We start from the raw sequence: 19,376 nt of genomic DNA on the forward strand, positions 1-19,376 counted from the left end.
TCACGCCTCCGCGCGCAGATTGGCGGCTACCGGCGTATCGACTTCGACAGGCACCCGCCGCGCGAGCGCGCACATCAGTTCATAGCCGATGGTCCCGGCCGGCTCGGCCACTTCGTCGACGCGCACCTGATCGCCCCAAAGCTGCACCGATGAACCGATGCCCGCTGCCGGACACGGCGCGAGATCGACGGTGAGCATGTCCATCGAGACGCGCCCGACGAGCCGCGTCCGCACGCCATCGACGACGACCGGCGTACCAGCGGGCGCGTGTCGCGGATAACCGTCCGCATAGCCGCACGCGACGACGCCGATGCGCATCGCGCGATCCGCCGTGAACGTGCGTCCATAGCCGATGGTTTCGCCCGGCGCGAGCGTCTGCACGCCGATGATGCGGCTCGACAGCGTCATCGCCGCCCGCAGCGGCAAGCCGGCAATGTGCCGCGCGCTGCCCGTCGGCGATGCGCCATAAAGGATCGTGCCGGGCCGCACCCAGTCGCGATGTGCACGCGGATGCCAGAGCACGGCCGCTGAATTGGCAAGCGAGCGCGTGCCGGGGAGGTCGCGCGTGGCGGCGTCGAATTCGTCGATTTGCCAGTCGATGCCGCCGTCGTCCGCGTTGGCGAAGTGGCTCATCAGTCCGATCTTGCCGATCTTCCCGGCCGACTCCATGCCCGACGCCCGTTGCCAGGCGCGCGTGAAAGCATCGGGCCGGAATCCGAGCCGGTTCATGCCGGAGTTCATCTTCAGCTGGATGTCGACAGGCTGGCGCGGTTGCGAGGCATCGAGCAGATCGAGTTGCTCGTCGCAATGCACCGTCACGGTCAGCCGATAACGGTCCGCGACTTCCGCGTCGCGCGCATCGAAGATGCCTTCGAGCAGCAGGATCGGTCTGGTCCAGCCGAGCTCGCGCACGCGCACGGCTTCGTCGAGATCGAGCAGCGCGATGCCATCGGCCGCGCCGAGCGCCGGAAAAATCCGTCCGATGCCATGACCGTATGCGTTCGCCTTGATCACCGCCCACACGCGCGACGACGCCGCCGTGCGCCGCACGAACGCGATGTTCTCCTGGATCGAATCGAGGTGGATGCGCGCGGAAATGGGACGGGGCATGGGCGTTACTCCTTAATGGCTCGTTGTTAGTCGATCATGGGATCGTATCGAGTCAAACGGAGTGCTTGTTATTCTATTGGGACGATTTTTTGGTGGAATCGACTAGGTACGCGCCTAACGCGCCAGCAAACCGAACACCGCCACGCCGTTCTTCGTCCCCACATAAACCTTGCCGTTCGCGATCGTCGGCGTGATGAACTTGTTGCCCGGACCGAACTGATCACGCGCGCCGGCCTGGTTACTGTCGTAGAGCGAGCGCGCGAGATCCGACGCGTCGTACGCATGCAGCGTCGCAATCGTCCCGTTTCGCGCCGCCCACACGATTCCGTTCGCCGCCCCATTCGCCGATATGCCCGGCGTCGTGCCGGGAAAGCCGAAGGTGGTGGGCGTCTGGCTGGCGGGCGTCGCCGAGAGCCGCGCGTTCGTGATCGGGAACGCCTTGAGGTTGTCGCCGACCGCGCCGAAGTACACCGTGCGATTGAAGTACGCGGGCATGCCGAACATCGCTCCGCGAATCTGCCCGGCCAGTTCCTGATAGATGTGGTCCCCGTTCGAATCGAACTTGCCCATCGAATCGCGGTTGACGACATAGATCACCGCGTTCTTGCCCGCACCCAGCGCGAGGCGGCGCACCGCGCCGCTGGCGTCGACGAGATCGGGCAGCACGAGCGCGCCGCCGGACCCGAGGTCTTCGTCCACGTTCGACTGCTGCACTGTGTTCGACGCCTGGAAGTAATCGGTGACGGCAAGCGCCGGTGTTACGCCCAGCTTCAGAAAGCCATTGCCGAAGTTGCCGTGCAGCGGCATCTCCTGCGCGTTCAGCGTGGCGTCGAAAGTGCCGTTGCCATCGAGGAAATAGATCGACGCGCCATCCGACGCGAGTCCCGCGCCGCTCATCCAGATCGCGCCCATCTGCCCGTTCGGGGTCACGTTCAGCACGCTCGACTGCTGCAGCGTCGCGGCGTCGTAGCCGATCACCCAGCCCGTGTAAGGCATGAAGTCGCAATGCGACGTCCACGCCGTGTAGACGACGCCGTTGAGCAGCAGCAGCGACGCGCGCTCCGCGTACTGTCCGGGATCGAACACCACGCGCCCGTTCTGGCTCGCCGCGCCCGTCCCCGGATACGACGCGCTGATTTCCGTGGGTCCGCCGAACAGTTCCGCGCCCGTCACGATATCGAGCGCGTGAATTCGCTGGTGATAGCGGCCCGCGCCGTCCTTCGACATGCCGACGACGTACATCGCGCCGTTCGGCCCGCGAGCGCGATCGATGACCGGCGTCGCCGTGATGCCGATCGTCGGCGTGATCTGGCCGCAGCCGTGGTCGTCGCTCGGCGTTTCGCCGTTGGCGAGCGTCGTGGTCTTCCAGAGCGTGGCGCCGGTATCCGCGTCGAATGCATAGACGCTGGCGTTTTCAGTGGCGACGTACAGCACGTTATGCATGCCGCCCGCGATCAACACCTTGGCCAGAAAAAGCGGCTGCGCGTCGACGGGGCCATCGACCGGATAGACGGCGAGCTTGCCGAACGTCGTCGAGTTGACGTTGGCCGGCGTGAGCACCGTTTCCGCAAGCTGCTGGCCGGTGCGGCCGATATCGTTGTGGTAGGTGACGACGTCCATCGCGTTCGCGACGGCACCGGAAGCCGCCGGCGGGCTGGATGCGCCCGGCGGGGCCGATGCGGCCGGCGGACCGGATGCACCAGCGCCCGCGTCCGATGAAGAAGACGAAGACGACGAGGACGAACCGCCCCCGCTGCATCCCCCGCCGATGGCGAGTGCGATCATCACAGCGAACAGCAGCGACAGCAGGACGGTACGGCCCGAGAGATTCGGTTTCATCTGCTATCCCCCGCTCTGACGGCACGAGCCGCCTGCGGCATCTTGCCATCGTGCGACGCCTTTGCTGCGTCGCCATCAACCGTGTTAGTATAGGGAAACTACCTAGGTAGTTAACCTAGTTCCACGCTTAATCAAGGAGTTGCGCCATGGGAGTCATCCTTTCTGCTTTTTCGATGTTGTCCGCCGCCGTCCGCGACGCGCTCGAAGCCCGCGCCAAGGTCAGCGCGCTGATGGCCGAGGCTTATCGCCGCGCGGGGTAATCGCCCGGCTTGCCGATTCATCGGACCGGGCGCGGCCAGCGCCCGAAATGGACCATCGTCGCATGCGTGTCCGATAGCAGCGCGGCCTTTAGATCGCGCCGCTCGGAAAAGCGCGGCGCGTCGTACCACTGTAGAAACTCGTCGCGCCAGAAGGCCCAGGCACTCTCGTCGAAGTCGAAATCTTCGTCGATGCAGCCGTTGTCGCGCAGATACGCTCCGACCACTTGCGTCCCGTTCCAGTAAGCGACGGCCACATCGGTCAGATCGGCGGTCATGCCGCGCGGCAGGTCGCGCAGCAGCATAGCGAGATGCGCCTTGAACGATGCGAAGTCGGTCGGTCTCATCGCGTGTTCCGCCCCAAAAAGTGCGTTGTAAGACGATGCGGCGCGCGGTCTGTCCACGGCACGATCAGCCGAATGCGCCCTTGTTCAAGTCTTTCTCGAACATGGCCACCCAGGCGGTGCCGTGTCCGACGCGATACTCGCGCTCTTTGAGCGTCGAGCGCCGCACGATCGTGACGTGTCCCTGCAAAGGATAAACATCGTCGACGACTTCGGATTCCCCCGCTTCCTGCACGAGAAAATCGCCCGCGTCGATACGATGCCGCGCGAGAATGGCCAGAAAGTCCGCTTTTTCGTCCGGTGCGATCACTGACATGGCGGCCTCCACGATCGGTTGCTGCTGCATTCAAGGTAGCACACGCAAGACCGAACGGCGATGCCTATTCGCCGCACGCAAATTGCTTGCAGTCGCCCCGTGATCCGACCGGAGGCGCTCGCCGATGACCCGTTTAACTGTTCGCCGCGCGCTGTGTTGCGCGGCGCTTGCCGCGTGCGCGCACGTTCATGCACAGGACCGCGCTTGCGGCGTGCTGCAAGGCGCGTCCGGGGATGTGCTTTCGTTGCGGGAAGGTGAACGCGCCGATCTCGTTCAGGGCGGAAAGGCCGTGCATGGCGCGCTGCATGTGTACGCCGACGGCGCGGTGTATCGCGTGTACTGGCAGCCGGACGGGAGCGCCGAGCAGTACGTGCTGGCGAATGCGGGAGAGAACAGCGTGCGGCTGGTGTCGACGCCGCCACGCGGATCGAAAGTGGACGCGGGACCCGGCACGCTGCCGCCGCAGCAAGCGCTCTCGTGTCCCGCGTTGTGACGCCGATTACTTCGCCAGCACCTTGCCGATCGCATCGGCGACCGTCTGCACGTTGCTGTCGTTCAGGCCCGCCACGCACATGCGGCCCGAGCGCAGGATATAGACGCCGAATTCCTCTTTCAGGCGATCAGCCTGCTCCGCCACGAGGCCCGTGTACGTGAACATGCCGCGCTGCTTCAGATAGCGCGCGAGCATTTCGCCGCGCACGTGGTCCTTGAGGCCATCGTGAATCGCGCGACGCATCCGCGCGATGCGCTCGCACATTGCCGCCAGCTCTTCGCGCCACGATTGCGCGAGTTCGGGCGTCGTCAGCACCTTCGTGACGATTTTCGCGCCATGCGTCGGCGGGTTGCTGTAGTTCGCGCGCACGGCGCTCGTCAACTGGCCGAGCACGCGGTCGGCTTCGGCGGCATCGTCGCAAATGACATGCAGGCCGCCGCAACGCTCGCCGTACAGCGAGAAGTTCTTCGAGAACGAATTGGCGATGAACGCCGGCACCCCGCGACGCGCCAGTTCGCGCACGGCGAAGGCGTCGTCGTCGAGGCCGGAGCCGAATCCCTGATACGCCATGTCGACGAACGGCAGCAGGTCGCGCCGCTTCAGCACGTCGATGATCTTCACCCACTGCGCTTCGTCGAGATCGACGCCCGTCGGGTTGTGACAGCACGCATGCAAGAGCACGACGCTCTTGGCGGGCAACGCATCGATGGCTTCGAGCATCGCATCGAAACGCAGGCCGCCGGTGGCTTCGTCATAGTACGGATACGTGTTCACTTCGAAACCCGCGCGCTCGAAGATGAAGCGATGGTTCTCCCACGTCGGATCGCTCACCCACAGTTTCGACGCCGGAAAATACCGCTTGATGAAGTCCGCGCCCACTTTCAGCGCGCCCGAGCCGCCGAGCGTCTGCACGCTCGCAATGCGGCCCTCGGCGCGCGCCGGACATTCCGGGCCGAACACGAGCGCCTGCACGGCATCGCGGTAATGCGCGAAACCGGCCATCGGCAGATACGGCTTCGGGCCGAGGTCCTTCAGAATCGACAATTCGGCTTCGCGCACGGCCTGCATCACGGGGAGGCGGCCGGCGTCGTCGAAATAGATGCCGATGCTCAGATTGACCTTGTTGGTGCGCGGGTCCTTCTGGAAGTTTTCGTTCAGCGAGAGAATCGGGTCGCCGGGGTAGGCATCGATATGTTCGAACATGGTGTCGGGAGCGCAAGCGAAAGGAAGGATCAGCGGGATGTCACGCGGCGCGTTGCGCCCGCGTCATCGCCGCGACTTCTGAGATAGTAGCCGATTCCCAGAACCGCGAGCCAGATGGGGATCAGGTAGACGGACAGCCGCAGGCCGGGCGATTCGAACATCACCCAGACGATGCCCGCGACGAACGCGAGGCACAGATAGTTGGTGAGCGGAAAGCCGATGCTTCGGAACGACGTGGTCACGCCGCGCTCCTGCTTCTCGCGGCGGAACTTGAGGTGAATGATGCTGATCATCGCCCAGTTGATGACGAGCGCCGATACCGCGAGCCCCATCAGCAGTCCGAACGCGCGGCCCGGAATGAAGTAATTGATCAGCACGCATGCCGCCGTGACGATGGCCGAGACGCACAGCGCCGCGATCGGAATGCCGCGCCTGTTCACGCCGCAGAGCGCGCGCGGCGCATTGCCCTGTTGCGCGAGGCCGTACAGCATGCGGCTATTCGCATAGACGCCGCTGTTGTAGACCGACAGCGCGGCAGTCAACACGATCACGTTGAGCACGTTGGCGACCAGCGTGCTGTTCATCTCGCGGAAGATCAGCACGAAGGGGCTGCCGCCCGTCGCTACCTTGTCCCACGGATACAGCGAAAGCAGCACGCCGAGCGCACCGATATAAAAAATGAGGATGCGGTAGATGACCTGATTCGTCGCGCGCGGAATGCTGTGCGACGGGTCTTCGGCTTCTGCCGCCGTGATGCCGATGAGTTCCAGCCCGCCGAACGAAAACATGATGACGGCCATCGACATGACGAGGCCGCTCACGCCGAGCGGAAAAAATCCGCCGAGCTTCCACAGGTTCGTGACGCTCGCTTGCGGACCCGCGTGACCTGAAAACAGCAGATAGCCGCCGAACAGGATCATCCCGACGATCGCGGCAACCTTGACGATGGCGAACCAGAATTCCAGCTCTCCGTACGACTTCACGCTCGTCAGGTTGATCGCATTGACGATGACGAAGCACGCCAGCGCCGATATCCACGTCGGCAATCCCGGCCACCAGTACTGCATGTAGATGCCGACCGCGGACAACTCCGCCATGCTGACGAGAATATAGATGGCCCAGTAGTTCCACCCGGAGATGAAGCCGGCCGCGCGGCCCCAGTACTTGTCGGCGAAATGGCTGAACGAGCCTGCGACGGGTTCGTCGACGACCATCTCGCCCAGTTGCCGCATGATGAAGAACGCCATCACCCCGGCGATCGCATAGCCGAGCAGCACGGATGGACCGGCGAGCTTGATCGTTTCCGCCACGCCGAGAAAGAGCCCGGTGCCGATTGCGCCGCCGAGCGCGATTAGCTGGATGTGACGGCTCTTGAGTCCGCGCCTGAGTGCTTCGGGCGAAGTCGCCGCCGCGCCGGTATTGCCTGAAACCATGTGATGCCCGCCTCTCCTGCCGGGTCCGCGCGTCGCCGCGACGCCCGCCGCCGCACCGTCACCAAAACGCACGAAGTGTTGTTTTTCTGCGAGGACGGACTTCCGCCGCACGCATTACGACCGCTTCGCTTCCCGTTCCGCCCGGACCAAAGTACGCGATTTTACCGCTCCGCCGCCCGCAAAGCCTTGTCTAGCGGACTTTCGGGACGTTTCTTCGTGCCGGCTGGCGCACCCGCGCCCTCGAAGAAGGAGAACTGAGGCCGGAATTGGGGCTTTTTCGGAGGATTGAGTTCGAGGCCCTGCGCGCAGAATCCATTCATCCACTCAACGGGAAAGCGCCATGTTCCAGACGATGCGAAAAAACGCCGCGCCGCATCACATCGCCAATCCGAATGCTTACGCGGACATCGACGCGCCGGCAACGGAAGCCGAACTGCTCGCGCAGCTTCAGGTCGCGTCGGACAACGTGCTGCGCCTCGCGGGTGAACTGCACGCGAATGCGAACGCAGACGCCGATTCCCTCGCCGAGCAGCACGAGATCGCGCAACGGCTGATCGGCCGGTTGCTCGCCATGCCCGCATCGCAACGCTGATTCACCGCTCACCGCACCAAACTGGAATAACGAAAATGAACTACTTGACCATCATCGCGATTGTCTGGACGGTGTGCGCGATCTTTGCTGTTTTGTTCATCCGTGGCGCGACGGCGCAAGAGCGGAAGCCGGCGCGCGTTTCGCAGCGCCGCGAACTCGGCAACGCGTCGAATGGCGCAAACGCGGTCAAGACCGCCAGCCGCGCTTCCTGAAACACGCGCTCGGCGCGCGCGATGCATCACTGAATAGCCGATGCCGCCGCGCGCAATCCGAGCAGATAGCTGTCCACGCCGAAGCCGCAGATTTGCCCCTTCACGACTTCGGCGAACACCGAGTGGTGGCGGAACGGCTCTCGCGCATGAACGTTCGACATGTGCACTTCGACGATGGGCACGGTCAGAATGGCGAGCGCATCCCGAATGGCGATGCTGTAATGCGTCCACGCGCCCGCGTTGATGATGACGGCATCGACCTTGTCGGTGAACGCCTGATGGATGCGCGCGCACATCTCGCCTTCGATGTTCGTCTGATAACACTCCACTTCCACGCCCAGTTCCTTGCCGAGCGCGCTCAGTTGCTCGTCGATCTGCGCGAGCGTCGCCGTGCCGTACTGCTTCGGATCGCGCTTGCCGAACATGTTGAGGTTGACGCCGTGCAGCGTCAGGATCTTTGCCATGGTGTGTCCTCGAATGTGGATGCTGCAGGCTGGTAACGGGCAGATTCTGCAGTCCGTGACGGGCGATGACAATAGGCGCGCCCTCGCGATTCGCCGTTAACTCGACTGGGCCTGCAGCGCGGCGTGCAGCATGTCGCGAAGCTCGATCAGGTCGTCACGCAGCAAGGCGGTGAATGTAGCGACGTCTTCGACCCACTGCCCCGAATCCCGCAGCACCGTGCGTAGCTCCTGGCACTGCTCGTACAGCATCGACGGACCGAGCACCGTCAGGCCGCCAGCCAGCCTGTGCGCCCATTTGCGCAATTGCTGCACGTCCTTCGTGCGGCTGATGCGGTCCAGCGCGACGATATCCTCATCGATTTGCGCGACGAGATCGCGCATGTAGGCCGCCGGAATCGTCGGGAAGCGCGGCGGCAGATCGTCGTCGTCCCCGGCGTCATCGCACCGGGGCGTGTCCGTCTGGCCGGCATTGTCGGCGCGAGCCGTCTGCAGCACGCCCGCAAGCACGGAAAGGGGAAGCGGCTTCGTCAGATAATCGGTGAAGCCGCGTGCGCGGCCTGCTTCCACATCCTGCGTGCTCGCGCTCGCGCTGACCGCATAGATGCGCACCTCCGGGTCCAGCGCGCGCGCCGCGACGAGAAGTTCCGCACCCGACATCTTCGGCATGTCCATGTCAGTCAGCACCAGGTCCACGCGGTTCTTGCGCAGCAGATCGAGCGCCTCTTCGCCATCGGCGGCCTCGAGCACGGTTGCGCCGAGCGTCAGCAATTGATCGCGCAATAGCCCGCGATTGAGCCGGTTGTCCTCCGCGATGACGACCGTTGGCCCCGCCGTGCGCGCGGCCGTTAGCGCGGTCGCAGTGCCCGCGCCCGGCAGGGTGACGCCGCCCTCGCGTTCCCGGATCATGGCGACCGCGTCCATGAATCCCTTCACGCTGAAGATGCTTACTTCGAGCACGCCGTTCTCCCGCTGTACGGGAACGAGCGGCCCGTTCTGCGTCATCCGGATCATGCGCGGGGGGGCGGGCCAGGCCGACTGGATTTCCTGGTCGGAAAACTCGTCGGTGGCAATCAGGTAGTCGCAACCATCCGTCGACGCAGCGTCGGGCTGCTGCAAGAACGTGAGCGAACTGCGATCCGCATCGTAGAGATTCTCGAACCATTCGCGATACTCGTTCGCACGGCACAGGATGGCCGGGCGGCCGCCAGGCAGGACGGCATCGCCGGTGCCCGCAGATACATCGACGGCAAGCGGCAGCGATACGCGGATGCGCGTGCCGACGCCTTCCGTGCTGTCGAGCTGGATGCGGCCTTTCATCAACTGGCTGAGGCGCACGCAGATGGACAGCCCCAGGCCCGTGCCACGCGCCTGCGTGAGGCGATGCGCGTCGCCCTGCATGAAGGGCTGAAAGAGCTTCTCGCGCTGTGACTCCAGAATGCCGATGCCCGAATCGGCGACGCTCAGTTCTAGCGCGCTGTCGGCCCAGCGCGCCCGCACAACAACCTTGCCCGAATACGTAAACTTGAGCGCATTGCCGAGCAGGTTGTTGAGAATCTGCGAGACGCGGATCGGGTCAAAGAGCAGCTTCGCCGGACACGAGCGGTCGATCACGACATAAAGCCGCAAGCCCTGCCGGTTCGCAAGCGGCGCATGGGCGACGATCACGCGCACGAGGAGCTCGCGTATCGAGCCCCATTCCTCGGCAAGCCGCATTTCGCCGATATCCATCTTCGAGAAATCGAGTACGTCGTTTACCACTTGCAGCAGCGCGCTCGCGGAGGCCTGCATCGCATGGACGCGCGCTTCCTGTTCGGCGGCGAGCGGACCCAGCGCGACGAGTTCCAGATTGCCGACGAGCGACGACAGCGGCGTGCGGATCTCGTGGCTCATCGATGCGAAAAAGCTCAGCTTGGCCTTCGCGGCGGCCTCGCTCGTTTCCTTGGCCGCGCGCAGCAAGCGTTCGGCTTCGTGATGCTCGCTGATGTCGGCGATCGCGCAGAAGAGCACGTCAGTCTTGTTCACCACCGCCGACGCATACGAAATCTTGAGATGCAGCATGGCGGCGTTCGGCTTATCGAGCGAGTACTGAAGCTGCCGGATGATCGCTTCCTGGCCTTCCTGCGCCGGCGCAATGCCGTTCGCTTCGAGCGCCTGACACAGCCCGGCGGGCAAGCGCAAGGAGGCCTCGGTCAAATCGAGCACCGAGCGCGCGACCTGATTCACGGCGATGATGGCGAAATCGCTACGCATCGCAATGCATAGACCGACTGGCGTCGCGTGCACGAGCAGGTGATTGAGAATCTCGCCTTCGACCGCGCGGCACGCCTGCTCGTAGGTGCGCGTGAGAAAGCGGTAATTCCAGTATCTATACATCGCGATCAGCATTGCGATGAGTGCGGCGGTCACGAGCGCGATCACGGTGGCCGTTTCGCGCTGCGACGCGAGACGCTTTCCAAGTGGCAGCGCAGCGACGATATGGCCGATGCCGAGGGCGAGCGGTTCGAGCCGTATGCCCCATCCGCGTCCAGGCAGCCAGTAGAAGGCGCCGGTCTGTTTATCCGACAGATGCGCGTTGGCGTATCGCGTGTACTCGGTGTCGTCGCCGCCGAGAATGCGGCCATCGGCATCGAAGACGGCAATCTGCGATTCGAGCGTGCGCGAAGTCACGCCGCGCAATGCGGTACCCGGTGCAAGCATCGTGAATACGAGACCGAGCGGCTGATCGTTTCGAGCGACGACCATGAACAGAATGACAGTCGGCTCCAGAAAACCCAGTAAAGGCGGCGCGATGAACCACATGACGCGTCGCGCACGCGCCGCATCGAGCGGCGCAATCTTGTGCGTGTTCATGTGGATCATCGCAAACGATACGAGCGCAGAAAGCCTCTCAGCGGGCGCGACTTTATTGTCGGTTTGCTCGAAGAACCCGAAACCGTGCGAAGCGGTGCCGTCATACGACACATATTGCAGTATCGGCGGCGTGCTTTCTTCAGGAATGAGTCGGCGCGCCGCATCGCAAGCGGTGGCCAGCGTCTGGTCTTCGCGATCGGGAGGGTAGGCTTTGCATTGAGGCTTGTCAGCCAGCTCCGGTGCGTCCGACCTCGACACAACCGCGCCCACGCTCAGCAGCAGGCTGCCGGGTGTGAGCATGTTGTAGCGGCTGAACATCGAGACGTTGACGCCGCGCATGGCGGACTGCACCGCATCCTGGTCGGCCTTCAGTCCCGCTCTCAGCACGAAAATCCCGGTGGCGGCGGCGCCGCATAGCGCGGCGAAGATCAGGAGACCTACGGCGATCGCAAAGATGCGCCGCTCCCGCTTGAGATTGTTTTCCAGCATCCGCAGCATCTGCAGAGGGGAGTTCTGCGACGCGGCAAAAAAACGCTCCATCAGGCCAGTCCCGTTTTGGTAGCGTACTTGACGAGTTCTACGTGATTCTCCACATGTAGCTTGCGCATGGCGGAGCGCTTCTGAGTCGCGACCGTCGGGACCGACCGGTTGAGGGTGCGCGCAATCTCCGTCACGGAAAGCCCTTGCGCGAAGAGGCGCACGACTTCAAGTTCACGCGGCGACAGTGGCTGCGCGCGCGCAAGATCCTTCGTCGTCGATCCCTCGCGCGCAAGACGATGCTGGATCTTCGGCGAGATGATGGTTTCCTTTGTGGAGAGCGCACGCACGCTGATCTGCGCGAGTTCGCTCGCCGGCTCTTCCTTGCTGACGATAGCAGCGACGCCGAGCTTGCAGAGTTCGTGGAACATGCCGCCGCTCGTCGTCATCGTAAGGACGACGACCGGGATGTCAGGATAGGAACGGCGCAGCTTGCTGACGAGACGCAGTCCGTCGAGTTCGACATCCGCATCGCCCTGCATCACGAGGTCGGTGATGATGAGATCGGCAGGCTGCTGTTCGAGCACGCGAATCAGTTCAGCGCCCGAGTTCACCGTCGCGATGATCTGATAGCCGGGCAGCTTCGCAAACTGATCCGACACCGCTATGAGAACGATGGGATGGTCATCCGCCAGCACTATCCGAACCGTGCGCATCTGCTCATTCATGAATTCACCGTCGGTGACGCACTGGATGTCCATGCTGAAACTTGAAACAGACGCGTGGCCTCCAACGAAAGAAGCAATAGACGAACAGGCCGGTTCATCAGGAGGTCCCCCGAACGAGTATGCACATCCAAAATTATTCTAGGATAGCTCGGACAGCATTGAGAGACGTGAGCAAACGCTCTGAGACGCGTCATCGTGGCCCCCGCCATCATGGACACTGTTCATTCCGGTGTTCCCAGTCAACTCTACAGCTCGGCCGGCCGGAACGCGGGCGACATTCTTTTCACGGCAAAGGCTTCATCGTATCGGCATGCCATTGCGTGATGCATCGTTGTTCGTCCCTCTGCGGCCGCGATGCGGCTTCGGTTGTCCGAACTCGTCGAGCGGCATGGACATGATGCAACGAGCCTTTTCCGTTCCTGACCGCTTGCTCTGCGCGAACAGCACACACGTAATCACGACCATGCAGGCGATGAGCCCGATCGCAATGGACAGGACCGGCAAGGAGCGCCATGCATCGAGGGCTAAAGCCGCGAGGATGATGAAGCATACGGCGAGGAACACCGGCGCGAGCACCATGGAAGCGATGCCTGCAGCGTCGAAAGCCCTTTGAGCAATTCGGCGGATCGGATGGTTTGGCAACATAGTGGGCACCCGGGAAGGAACGCGACGGGCGCCATTGAGATGCCTGTCTGCGGAGGTGGAATGCAATCTGTCTGGTATCGAAGCCTTCGCCGCTACGTTGAGCGCGATCTCGAGTTGTCTTGCATCGATCCATCGGCTTCTCATGCGTGACGGTAATAGACACCTTGCGAGAAACATGTCGAAGGACGTCGAGATCGTCCGATAAGCACGATGGGCGCCCTTCAACTGGCCGAAGCCAAGAAAAAATGCCGCCTTGACGGCGGCAAATGGGTCGATCGGTAATGCAGACTGCGCCTCATAACACGTCGGTCGCGAAACAGCGCATGAACCATTCAACGCACGTACATCATCGCGCCAGGTGCATGTCCGAAGATATAGGAGGAATTCGAAATATTACCGGCTGCCTGTCGATTGGCACCAGGCCGTGACTGCGCGAGGTGGCTTGTCCATCACCGACTGCCGCATATGTCCGCTGATGCGCGCGACGACCTCCGACCAGTCGCAGCCGAAGCGCCGCCGGAACAGGCGCATCGTCGGATACCACGGACTGTCTTCGCGTGTGTAGTGCCAGCGCCAGTCGCCATAGGCGGGCAGCATCACCCAGACGGGCTTGCCCATCGCACCGGCCACATGGGCGACCGATGTATCCACTGTCAGAACGAGGTCCAGTGCTTCGATCGCGCTTGCGGTCTGCGCCATCGTGTTCAGGTCCGGGCCAATGTCGTGGAAGTTGCGGTAGATCTGTCCATAGCGCGCGGCTTCGTCGGCGCCCGCGCCTTTTTGCAGGCTGAAGAACTCGACACCCGAAAGCTTGATGAGATCGTCCAGCACGGCAAGCGACGGCAGCGAGCGATGGCTGTCGTTCTCGTGCGTCGGATTGCCCTTGAACACCAGGCCCACTTTCAGCTTGTGCGAATCGACGGCGGGCAGCTTCGGCTCGACGCACTGCGGCGCGCGCAGATACGGAACGGTCGGCGGCATGGCATCGAGATGCAGCGGCATGTGCGCGGGGATCGCGTGCGGAAACACCCAGTAATCGACGGCCGGCATCGACGAGACATCGTTCACGTCGACGACATGATCGGCCGTGCCCGACGCCTCGTACAACTCGACGAGCGGCGTCTGACACACGACGACGACATGTGTCGCACCGCATCGCTCGCGGAACGTCTTCGCGAAACGGAGAAAGAAGATTTCGTCCCCGAGACCGAACTCGCTCCAGATGGCGATGGATTTGCCTGCGAGCGATTCGCCGTTCCACTGCGGCACATCACGCGGCGGCTCGGCGGTGGTGCGACGCTTCCAGCCCAACGGAGCCATGAAGGATTCACGCAGCCTGAAGCCTTCCTGCAGCTTGCCGCGGCTGATCGTGTGCAGCGCCTGGTATAGACGCGGCGCATGCTCGCCGGGCAGACGCTCGACGCATTGCTTCCAGTGCTCATCCGCTGCTTCGGGCGCGTCCCAGCGCAGCGCTTCGAGCATCGCGCGGTGGTATGCCTCGAAGCGATACGGATACAGCCGCACAGCTGTCTTGCCAGCCGCGATGCCTTCCTCGCGGCTCCGCGCCCGCCCGATGGCGGCGATCATGTCCCCCGCCGTCGGCACCGCGCGCTTGCGCAGCACGATCTCGATCACGCATTCGGCAGCGCCATTGGCGGTCTGATCGGCTTCGGGACGGCTGGCATCGTAGCCGTCGCGCACGAGCGCGATGCGTTCACAGTCCGCCACCGTCGACATCGCCTGAACTAGCTCGATCACGTTGACCGACTTCGGCAGCCTGTCGAGCGCCTTGCAGACGGTGAAGCTCGCCTTATGAGCTGCATTGAAACGGTTCGGCCATACACCCTTGCCGTACAGGTCTTCATCGGGCAAGGTGACGATGGCGTAACCGCCCGGCTTCAGCACATCCAGCCAGCGCGCGAGGGCCTTGTACGGATTGTCCTGCTCCGCGAGCAGATGACTCGAATGCACGAAGTCGAGCGATGCATCCGCGATGCCATTGAGCGTCGTCGCATTGCCTTGCGCGGGCGTCCACGACGCGACCTTGCCCATGCGCGGGAACGCTCCTGCATGCGCCGAGAGAGCGTCGTCGGCAGAGCCGATGTCGAGGCCATCGCCGACCAGATAATGTTGTGCAAAGGCGGAGTCGCGCGAACGGCGCAGGACGGCTTTACTGGTTTCTTTCATGTTCGTCTCACTAAACTGCCGGTGTCGGCATTGGGTCCTGTAAATGCCCGTGAGGGCCGAAGAATCAGTGACTCCAGGTCACGGAGAGCCAATATTGCGTCGGTCTCTTGCCCGGTTCGACCCACGAACTCTCCGAGAATCGATAAGGCTTCGAGACAGAAGCCGACACAGTCGCACCGATCGGTGTGAGCCAGTCGACACTCGCGCCATATCCCGCAAGCGCGCGGTTGTTCGTCACGCCCGGCACGCCCGGATAGCTCTTCTCCCAGCCATCCCACGGCGAATGATTCACGCGGCCATAGGCAAAGTCGTTGAAGACGCCGAACTGCAGCTGATGACCCGCCGCAACCGGAACGCGCTGATACAGGCCCACACTCGCCACCACGCCTTCGTCCGCGGAACCTTCGTCGGCGCGATACGCGCGCACGGCGTCAGGCCCGCCGAGGCCGAGCTTCTCGCTCGGGTCGAGGTTGCGGCTTGCCAGCTGCGTGCTAATACGCCCCGACAAGAAGGTGTTGCCGCTCTTCGACAGCGCATACGTGCCGAAGCCGGCGCCCGCGATCTTCGCGTAGTTGCCCGCGTGATGCACGACCGATTCGAACGGATCGTCGTTGCGCTGATGCCCGAGCGTCAGCGCGATCTGTCCCGTCGCGAGATTCGTGCGCAGTGCGCGAGCGCGATCGCCGTTATCGGCAGTCAGCGAGAGCTGGATCGAGTCGAGCTTGCTATGCGTGACGGAGCTGTATTCCTTCATGTCCGTCGATGTCTGGCTATGCAGCACCGATGCGCCGCCCCACACGTTCGCATCGAGTCCTCGCGCAAACGGGTATTGCACGCCGAGCTGGCCTGTCGTCGCGACGCCCTTCACCGGTGTGCCTGCATTGATGAAGTATTGCTGACGCGTAACGCCGCCCGTCATGCGAAGGCCGTCGTCGAAGATGGGCGTGCTGCCGGTGAGCGAACCGGTCCACATCTTCTTATTGGTGCTGGTGAGGGTGAACGCGTAGGCATCGCCTTGTCCGAACAGGTTGTTCGCCGATGCCGTAATGCCTGCGCGATACGAGCCCGTCGATTCGACGCCCTTGTTATCGAGGATCAGATCGGCCGACACCGGCTTGCCGTTCTGCGCGATACTGAACACGACATCGACATCGCCTACGCCCGCGCCGGGGGAGAAGCTCGGTGCGCCATCGATTGCGACGCCGGGAATGTCTTGCAGCAGTTGCGTCGCGCGTTCAAGACGTGACGTGCGCAGCAGGCATGCGTTGTTGATCGTGTCGCCGCCGCAAAGCGCGTGCGAGATAAGGCGTTGCAGACGTGCATCCTTCACGCGCGACTTGTTCTTCACGATGATGTTGCGGATGCGTCCCGGAAACACGGTGAATTGCATCTTGCCGCCCTTCTGCGCGGCCTGCCAGTCTTCCTGCGTCACGAGCACCTGGCCGAGCGGAAAGCCGCCCTGACGCAGCGCGACGGTCAGCAGTTGCGACCAGTGATCGACTTCCGCGAGCGTCGCCGGAGCGCCGCCGAGTTTCTTGATGTCGGCATCGAGCAGTTGCTTCACGAGCAACGCGTCGGCGCCTTCAGCCGGTACGACCTTCACCTCGACCGCGCGCACATCGGCCGCCGAAGCCTGCCCGTCCGTCGTGGCGACAGGCGCCTCAACGACAGGTTCCGCAGCGGCAGGTTCCGCTGCCACCGCGCGTTCCGCACTTGCCACACCTGCCAGCAGGACGGACCCGACACACACCATGCGGCGGGCCGCCATTGCTATTTCGTTCATCTTCAACATTGCACGTATCCTTGCATTCAACCAGACGTTGGAACGTTCGCGCCTGGTTCATCGACTCTTGTCTGCGCATCGTTCTCAAATAGAAGCTTAAGGATTCGCTTGCTTCATTCGAATAGAACAAGTTCTAAAGTGGCCCGGCACAGCGGGGAAACGCAGTGTTTCGGCAAGCGATGCACGCGCAAGGCGGCCCTTGAATACAAAAAGCCCGGCACGTAGCCGGGCTTGGTCCACCAGAAGGCAGTCGTTTCAACGATCGTGCTTATGCGGTCTCGATGGCGCGTTCCACTTTTTTCCCTCCACGGGCACGCGGCTTCGCACTGGGCAGTTGCTCCGTCCACAGCGCTTCCATGCGTTCGCCGAGAATCTCGGGACGGCCCGCGAAGATCAGCTTTTCGATGGCTTGCGGACCTGCGAGCTTCGCCGACAGTTCGGCGCGCTCATCGGCGTTCTCGATCAGACGCAGCGCCGATGCCTTGTACTCTTCGTTGGTCTTCGCGATCATCCAGTCGGGGAAGCCGAGACGACGGAACATGCCTTCGTCGATATGCTCGTGCACTTCGCGCCCGGTCTTGCACACGCCGACGAGACCCGCCCACACCGTATCGACGATGCCGTTCGTATTGCCGAACGGGAACGGATTCAGGAACAGATCGCAGCCAGCGATCACCTTCATGTAACTGCCGTAGTTCTGATGCTTGTGCACGGTGGCCTTGTCGCCCATCAGGCGGCGCACCAGGTTGCGCACTTGCGGATAAATCAGGCCGTTGGCCTGGCCCATCAGGAAGTGGAAATGCACCGGCACCTTGGATTCCCGCGCAATCTGGGCGCACGTGTTGAGAAAACCCGGGTTCTGCTTGATCGTCGTGCCGGCGACCGCGATCTTCACCACGCCATTCGACGGCTGCTTCTCGGGAAGCTCGAGTTCGAGCAGCGCGGCCGGCGCGCGGTACGGCATGCCGTCCTTCGGCAGCTTGAGCAGCTTCTCGCTGAAGCATGCTTCGTCGCCCACGTAGTCTTCTTCGACGACGACATAGTCCATCGCATGACCGTGCGTGGTGGCGGGATGGCCGAGCGCCATCATCTGCAGCGGCGCGACCCGCAGGCAGGCGAGCACCATCGTGATCGGGAACATGCCGACGCTCGGCATGTACACCATCTGCGCGTTGAGCGCTTCGCTGGTCTGACGCACGTGCTTCGCGACTTCCCAGAGATTGCCGCCTTGCAGCGGAATGAACTCGTGGAACACGGCCTTGCCCGCATCGTCGACGCGGCCGTCATAGCCCATGCCGACGAGGTGGAACTTGTCACGCATCGCGACCATCGTCTGCGAGTGCGTGCGATAAATCGAGTGATTCTTCGAGAACCATTCGAGCACGACGAGCACGACGGGCTTCTCGCCCTTCTTCACCGGCTGGGCCTTGCGCTCGACGTCGTGGATGTCGAGGCTCTTCAGCTTGCGGCGAATCAGCGCATTGATCGGCTTCTTGATGTCGTGCTTGCCGGAATAGTCGGCATAGCTCGAGTGCATGTACATGTCATGGAAGACGCCCATCGGCAGCACATCGAGGCTTTCGACTTCCGCAAGCCGCTCGGGCAGCCAGCGCAGCAGCATTTCGCGCTTCGAATGCGCGGAAGGCGTGGCGAGGAAGCGGGATGACATGATGGTCGTCGCCATGCTCGCGGTCATCACTTTGTCGTGCTTCCACAGCAGATCCCAGTCGAGACGCACTTCCGACTCGGGCAGGTAGAAAAGCTGGAATTTGCGGATTTCACTGTTTCGCAGATTGAGCGAATTGCGCGACTCCTCGTCCGCGCTGAACGAACGCAGGATGTGGTCGGCGTTGCGGAACGGACTGGCGGCGAACATCGCAGCGAGCCAGCGCTGGAACAGCATGAGGCGGCCGATGCCATGATTCGAAATGGTGAACTTCGGGTCCGAGGCCAGCGTGCTGATGGCCGACGTCAGGCGCGTGAGCAGGTGATCGTCCATGATGTCGAACGCTTCGGCGGACTGCGCCCAGGTATCCACGTCCATGAGAACGCCGTAGTTCTGGTCGATCTTGTTGAGCAGCTCGATGAGCATCCGGCTCGCCGCTTCGTGTTCACGGCGATAGCACAAGTGTTCGAATTTTGCGATGCTGAACTTCATGTTGGGTTCCTGAGTTGGATTGATCTGGCGCGACGCATTTCGCGATCTGGCTGGTGCCGCATGCGACCGGCTCGCTTGCCTCGATATCGCTCTGGCGCCCTCAGAAACAAGGTTAAGGTTTCTCCCGGTCGGATCGAATAGATGAAGTTCTAATTTGAGAGGACGTATGCGCGCTGGATTGTGCATAGAAATGAAAAAGCCCGGCGTTTGAACTGCACCCCAAAAGTTGGACACCGATCCAACCTTTGGGGTGTTTTTCATGACGAAGTACGATGAGCGGTTTCG

Annotated in this window: 16 protein-coding genes; 3 read left to right on the plus strand and 13 right to left on the minus strand. The window is 62.8% G+C overall.

Translation table 11 applies throughout. From position 1 onward, the window contains the following. The 4 genes from alr to AB6804_RS25010 all read right to left on the minus strand — a co-directional run bounded on the left by alr (window position 1) and on the right by AB6804_RS25010 (window position 3,866). A complete protein-coding gene (gene alr, locus AB6804_RS24995; protein WP_370888733.1) occupies window positions 1–1,110 on the minus strand; it encodes an alanine racemase in 1,110 nt (369 codons plus the stop codon). A 114-nt stretch (window positions 1,111–1,224) separates the two neighbouring features. Then, window positions 1,225–2,949 carry a pyrrolo-quinoline quinone gene (locus AB6804_RS25000; RefSeq protein WP_370888734.1) on the minus strand — a complete coding sequence of 575 codons (1,725 nt, stop codon included), beginning with the start codon at window positions 2,947–2,949 and terminating at the stop codon, window positions 1,225–1,227. Window positions 2,950–3,226: 277 nt separating this feature from the next. Continuing rightward, on the minus strand, window positions 3,227–3,553 hold the full coding sequence (locus AB6804_RS25005) for a hypothetical protein (RefSeq protein WP_370888735.1): 327 nt from the start codon (window positions 3,551–3,553) through the stop codon (window positions 3,227–3,229). 64 nt (window positions 3,554–3,617) lie between these two features. Beyond that, on the minus strand, window positions 3,618–3,866 hold the full coding sequence (locus AB6804_RS25010) for a hypothetical protein (protein ID WP_035960399.1): 249 nt from the start codon (window positions 3,864–3,866) through the stop codon (window positions 3,618–3,620). A gap of 124 nt (window positions 3,867–3,990) precedes the next feature. Between AB6804_RS25010 and AB6804_RS25015 the strand changes: the two genes are divergently transcribed. After that, a complete protein-coding gene (locus AB6804_RS25015) occupies window positions 3,991–4,359 on the plus strand; it encodes a hypothetical protein (RefSeq protein ID WP_370888736.1) in 369 nt (122 codons plus the stop codon). 6 nt (window positions 4,360–4,365) lie between these two features. On the opposite strand, the gene AB6804_RS25020 is transcribed toward AB6804_RS25015, so the two are convergent. Further along, window positions 4,366–5,562, minus strand: a complete 1,197-nt coding sequence (locus tag AB6804_RS25020) for an amino acid aminotransferase (protein WP_370888737.1) — start codon at window positions 5,560–5,562, stop codon at window positions 4,366–4,368. A 29-nt stretch (window positions 5,563–5,591) separates the two neighbouring features. After that, the gene (locus AB6804_RS25025; RefSeq protein WP_370888738.1) at window positions 5,592–6,995 is read right to left on the minus strand and encodes an amino acid permease; all 1,404 of its coding nucleotides are present in this window, start codon (window positions 6,993–6,995) and stop codon (window positions 5,592–5,594) included. Between the two features lie 340 nt (window positions 6,996–7,335). Here AB6804_RS25025 and AB6804_RS25030 point away from each other — a divergent pair, with 340 nt between their 5' ends. Together AB6804_RS25030 and AB6804_RS25035 are read left to right on the plus strand one after the other, a co-directional pair. Continuing rightward, entirely contained in the window at window positions 7,336–7,587 is a 252-nt protein-coding gene (locus AB6804_RS25030; protein WP_370888739.1) for a hypothetical protein, read from the plus strand. Window positions 7,588–7,631: 44 nt separating this feature from the next. After that, a complete protein-coding gene (locus tag AB6804_RS25035; protein ID WP_370888740.1) occupies window positions 7,632–7,799 on the plus strand; it encodes a hypothetical protein in 168 nt (55 codons plus the stop codon). A gap of 26 nt (window positions 7,800–7,825) precedes the next feature. Here AB6804_RS25035 and aroQ read toward each other — a convergent pair whose 3' ends face one another. The 7 genes from aroQ to AB6804_RS25070 form a co-directional block, all read right to left on the minus strand. Further along, window positions 7,826–8,263, minus strand: a complete 438-nt coding sequence (aroQ, locus tag AB6804_RS25040) for a type II 3-dehydroquinate dehydratase (RefSeq protein ID WP_370888741.1) — start codon at window positions 8,261–8,263, stop codon at window positions 7,826–7,828. A gap of 96 nt (window positions 8,264–8,359) precedes the next feature. Beyond that, window positions 8,360–11,653 (minus strand): ATP-binding protein, encoded by a 3,294-nt coding sequence (locus AB6804_RS25045; RefSeq protein ID WP_370888742.1) that lies wholly within the window; start codon window positions 11,651–11,653, stop codon window positions 8,360–8,362. Beyond that, window positions 11,653–12,318, minus strand: coding sequence for a response regulator (locus AB6804_RS25050; protein WP_370888743.1), 666 nt, complete (start codon window positions 12,316–12,318; stop codon window positions 11,653–11,655). The genes AB6804_RS25045 and AB6804_RS25050 overlap by 1 nt, the downstream gene beginning before the upstream one ends. A gap of 297 nt (window positions 12,319–12,615) precedes the next feature. Continuing rightward, complete coding sequence (locus AB6804_RS25055; RefSeq protein WP_370888744.1) at window positions 12,616–13,299, minus strand: hypothetical protein; 684 nt, start codon at window positions 13,297–13,299, stop codon at window positions 12,616–12,618. Window positions 13,300–13,356: 57 nt separating this feature from the next. After that, window positions 13,357–15,150, minus strand: coding sequence for a methyltransferase domain-containing protein (locus AB6804_RS25060; protein ID WP_370888745.1), 1,794 nt, complete (start codon window positions 15,148–15,150; stop codon window positions 13,357–13,359). A 64-nt stretch (window positions 15,151–15,214) separates the two neighbouring features. Further along, the gene (locus tag AB6804_RS25065) at window positions 15,215–16,942 is read right to left on the minus strand and encodes a ShlB/FhaC/HecB family hemolysin secretion/activation protein (RefSeq protein ID WP_370888746.1); all 1,728 of its coding nucleotides are present in this window, start codon (window positions 16,940–16,942) and stop codon (window positions 15,215–15,217) included. Window positions 16,943–17,201: 259 nt separating this feature from the next. Continuing rightward, complete coding sequence (locus AB6804_RS25070) at window positions 17,202–19,091, minus strand: peptide transporter (RefSeq protein ID WP_370888747.1); 1,890 nt, start codon at window positions 19,089–19,091, stop codon at window positions 17,202–17,204. Window positions 19,092–19,376: the final 285 nt, after the last annotated feature.

The organism is Caballeronia sp. RCC_10 (genome assembly GCF_041360715.1).
GTDB classification, from domain to species: Bacteria; Pseudomonadota; Gammaproteobacteria; order Burkholderiales; family Burkholderiaceae; genus Caballeronia; species Caballeronia grimmiae.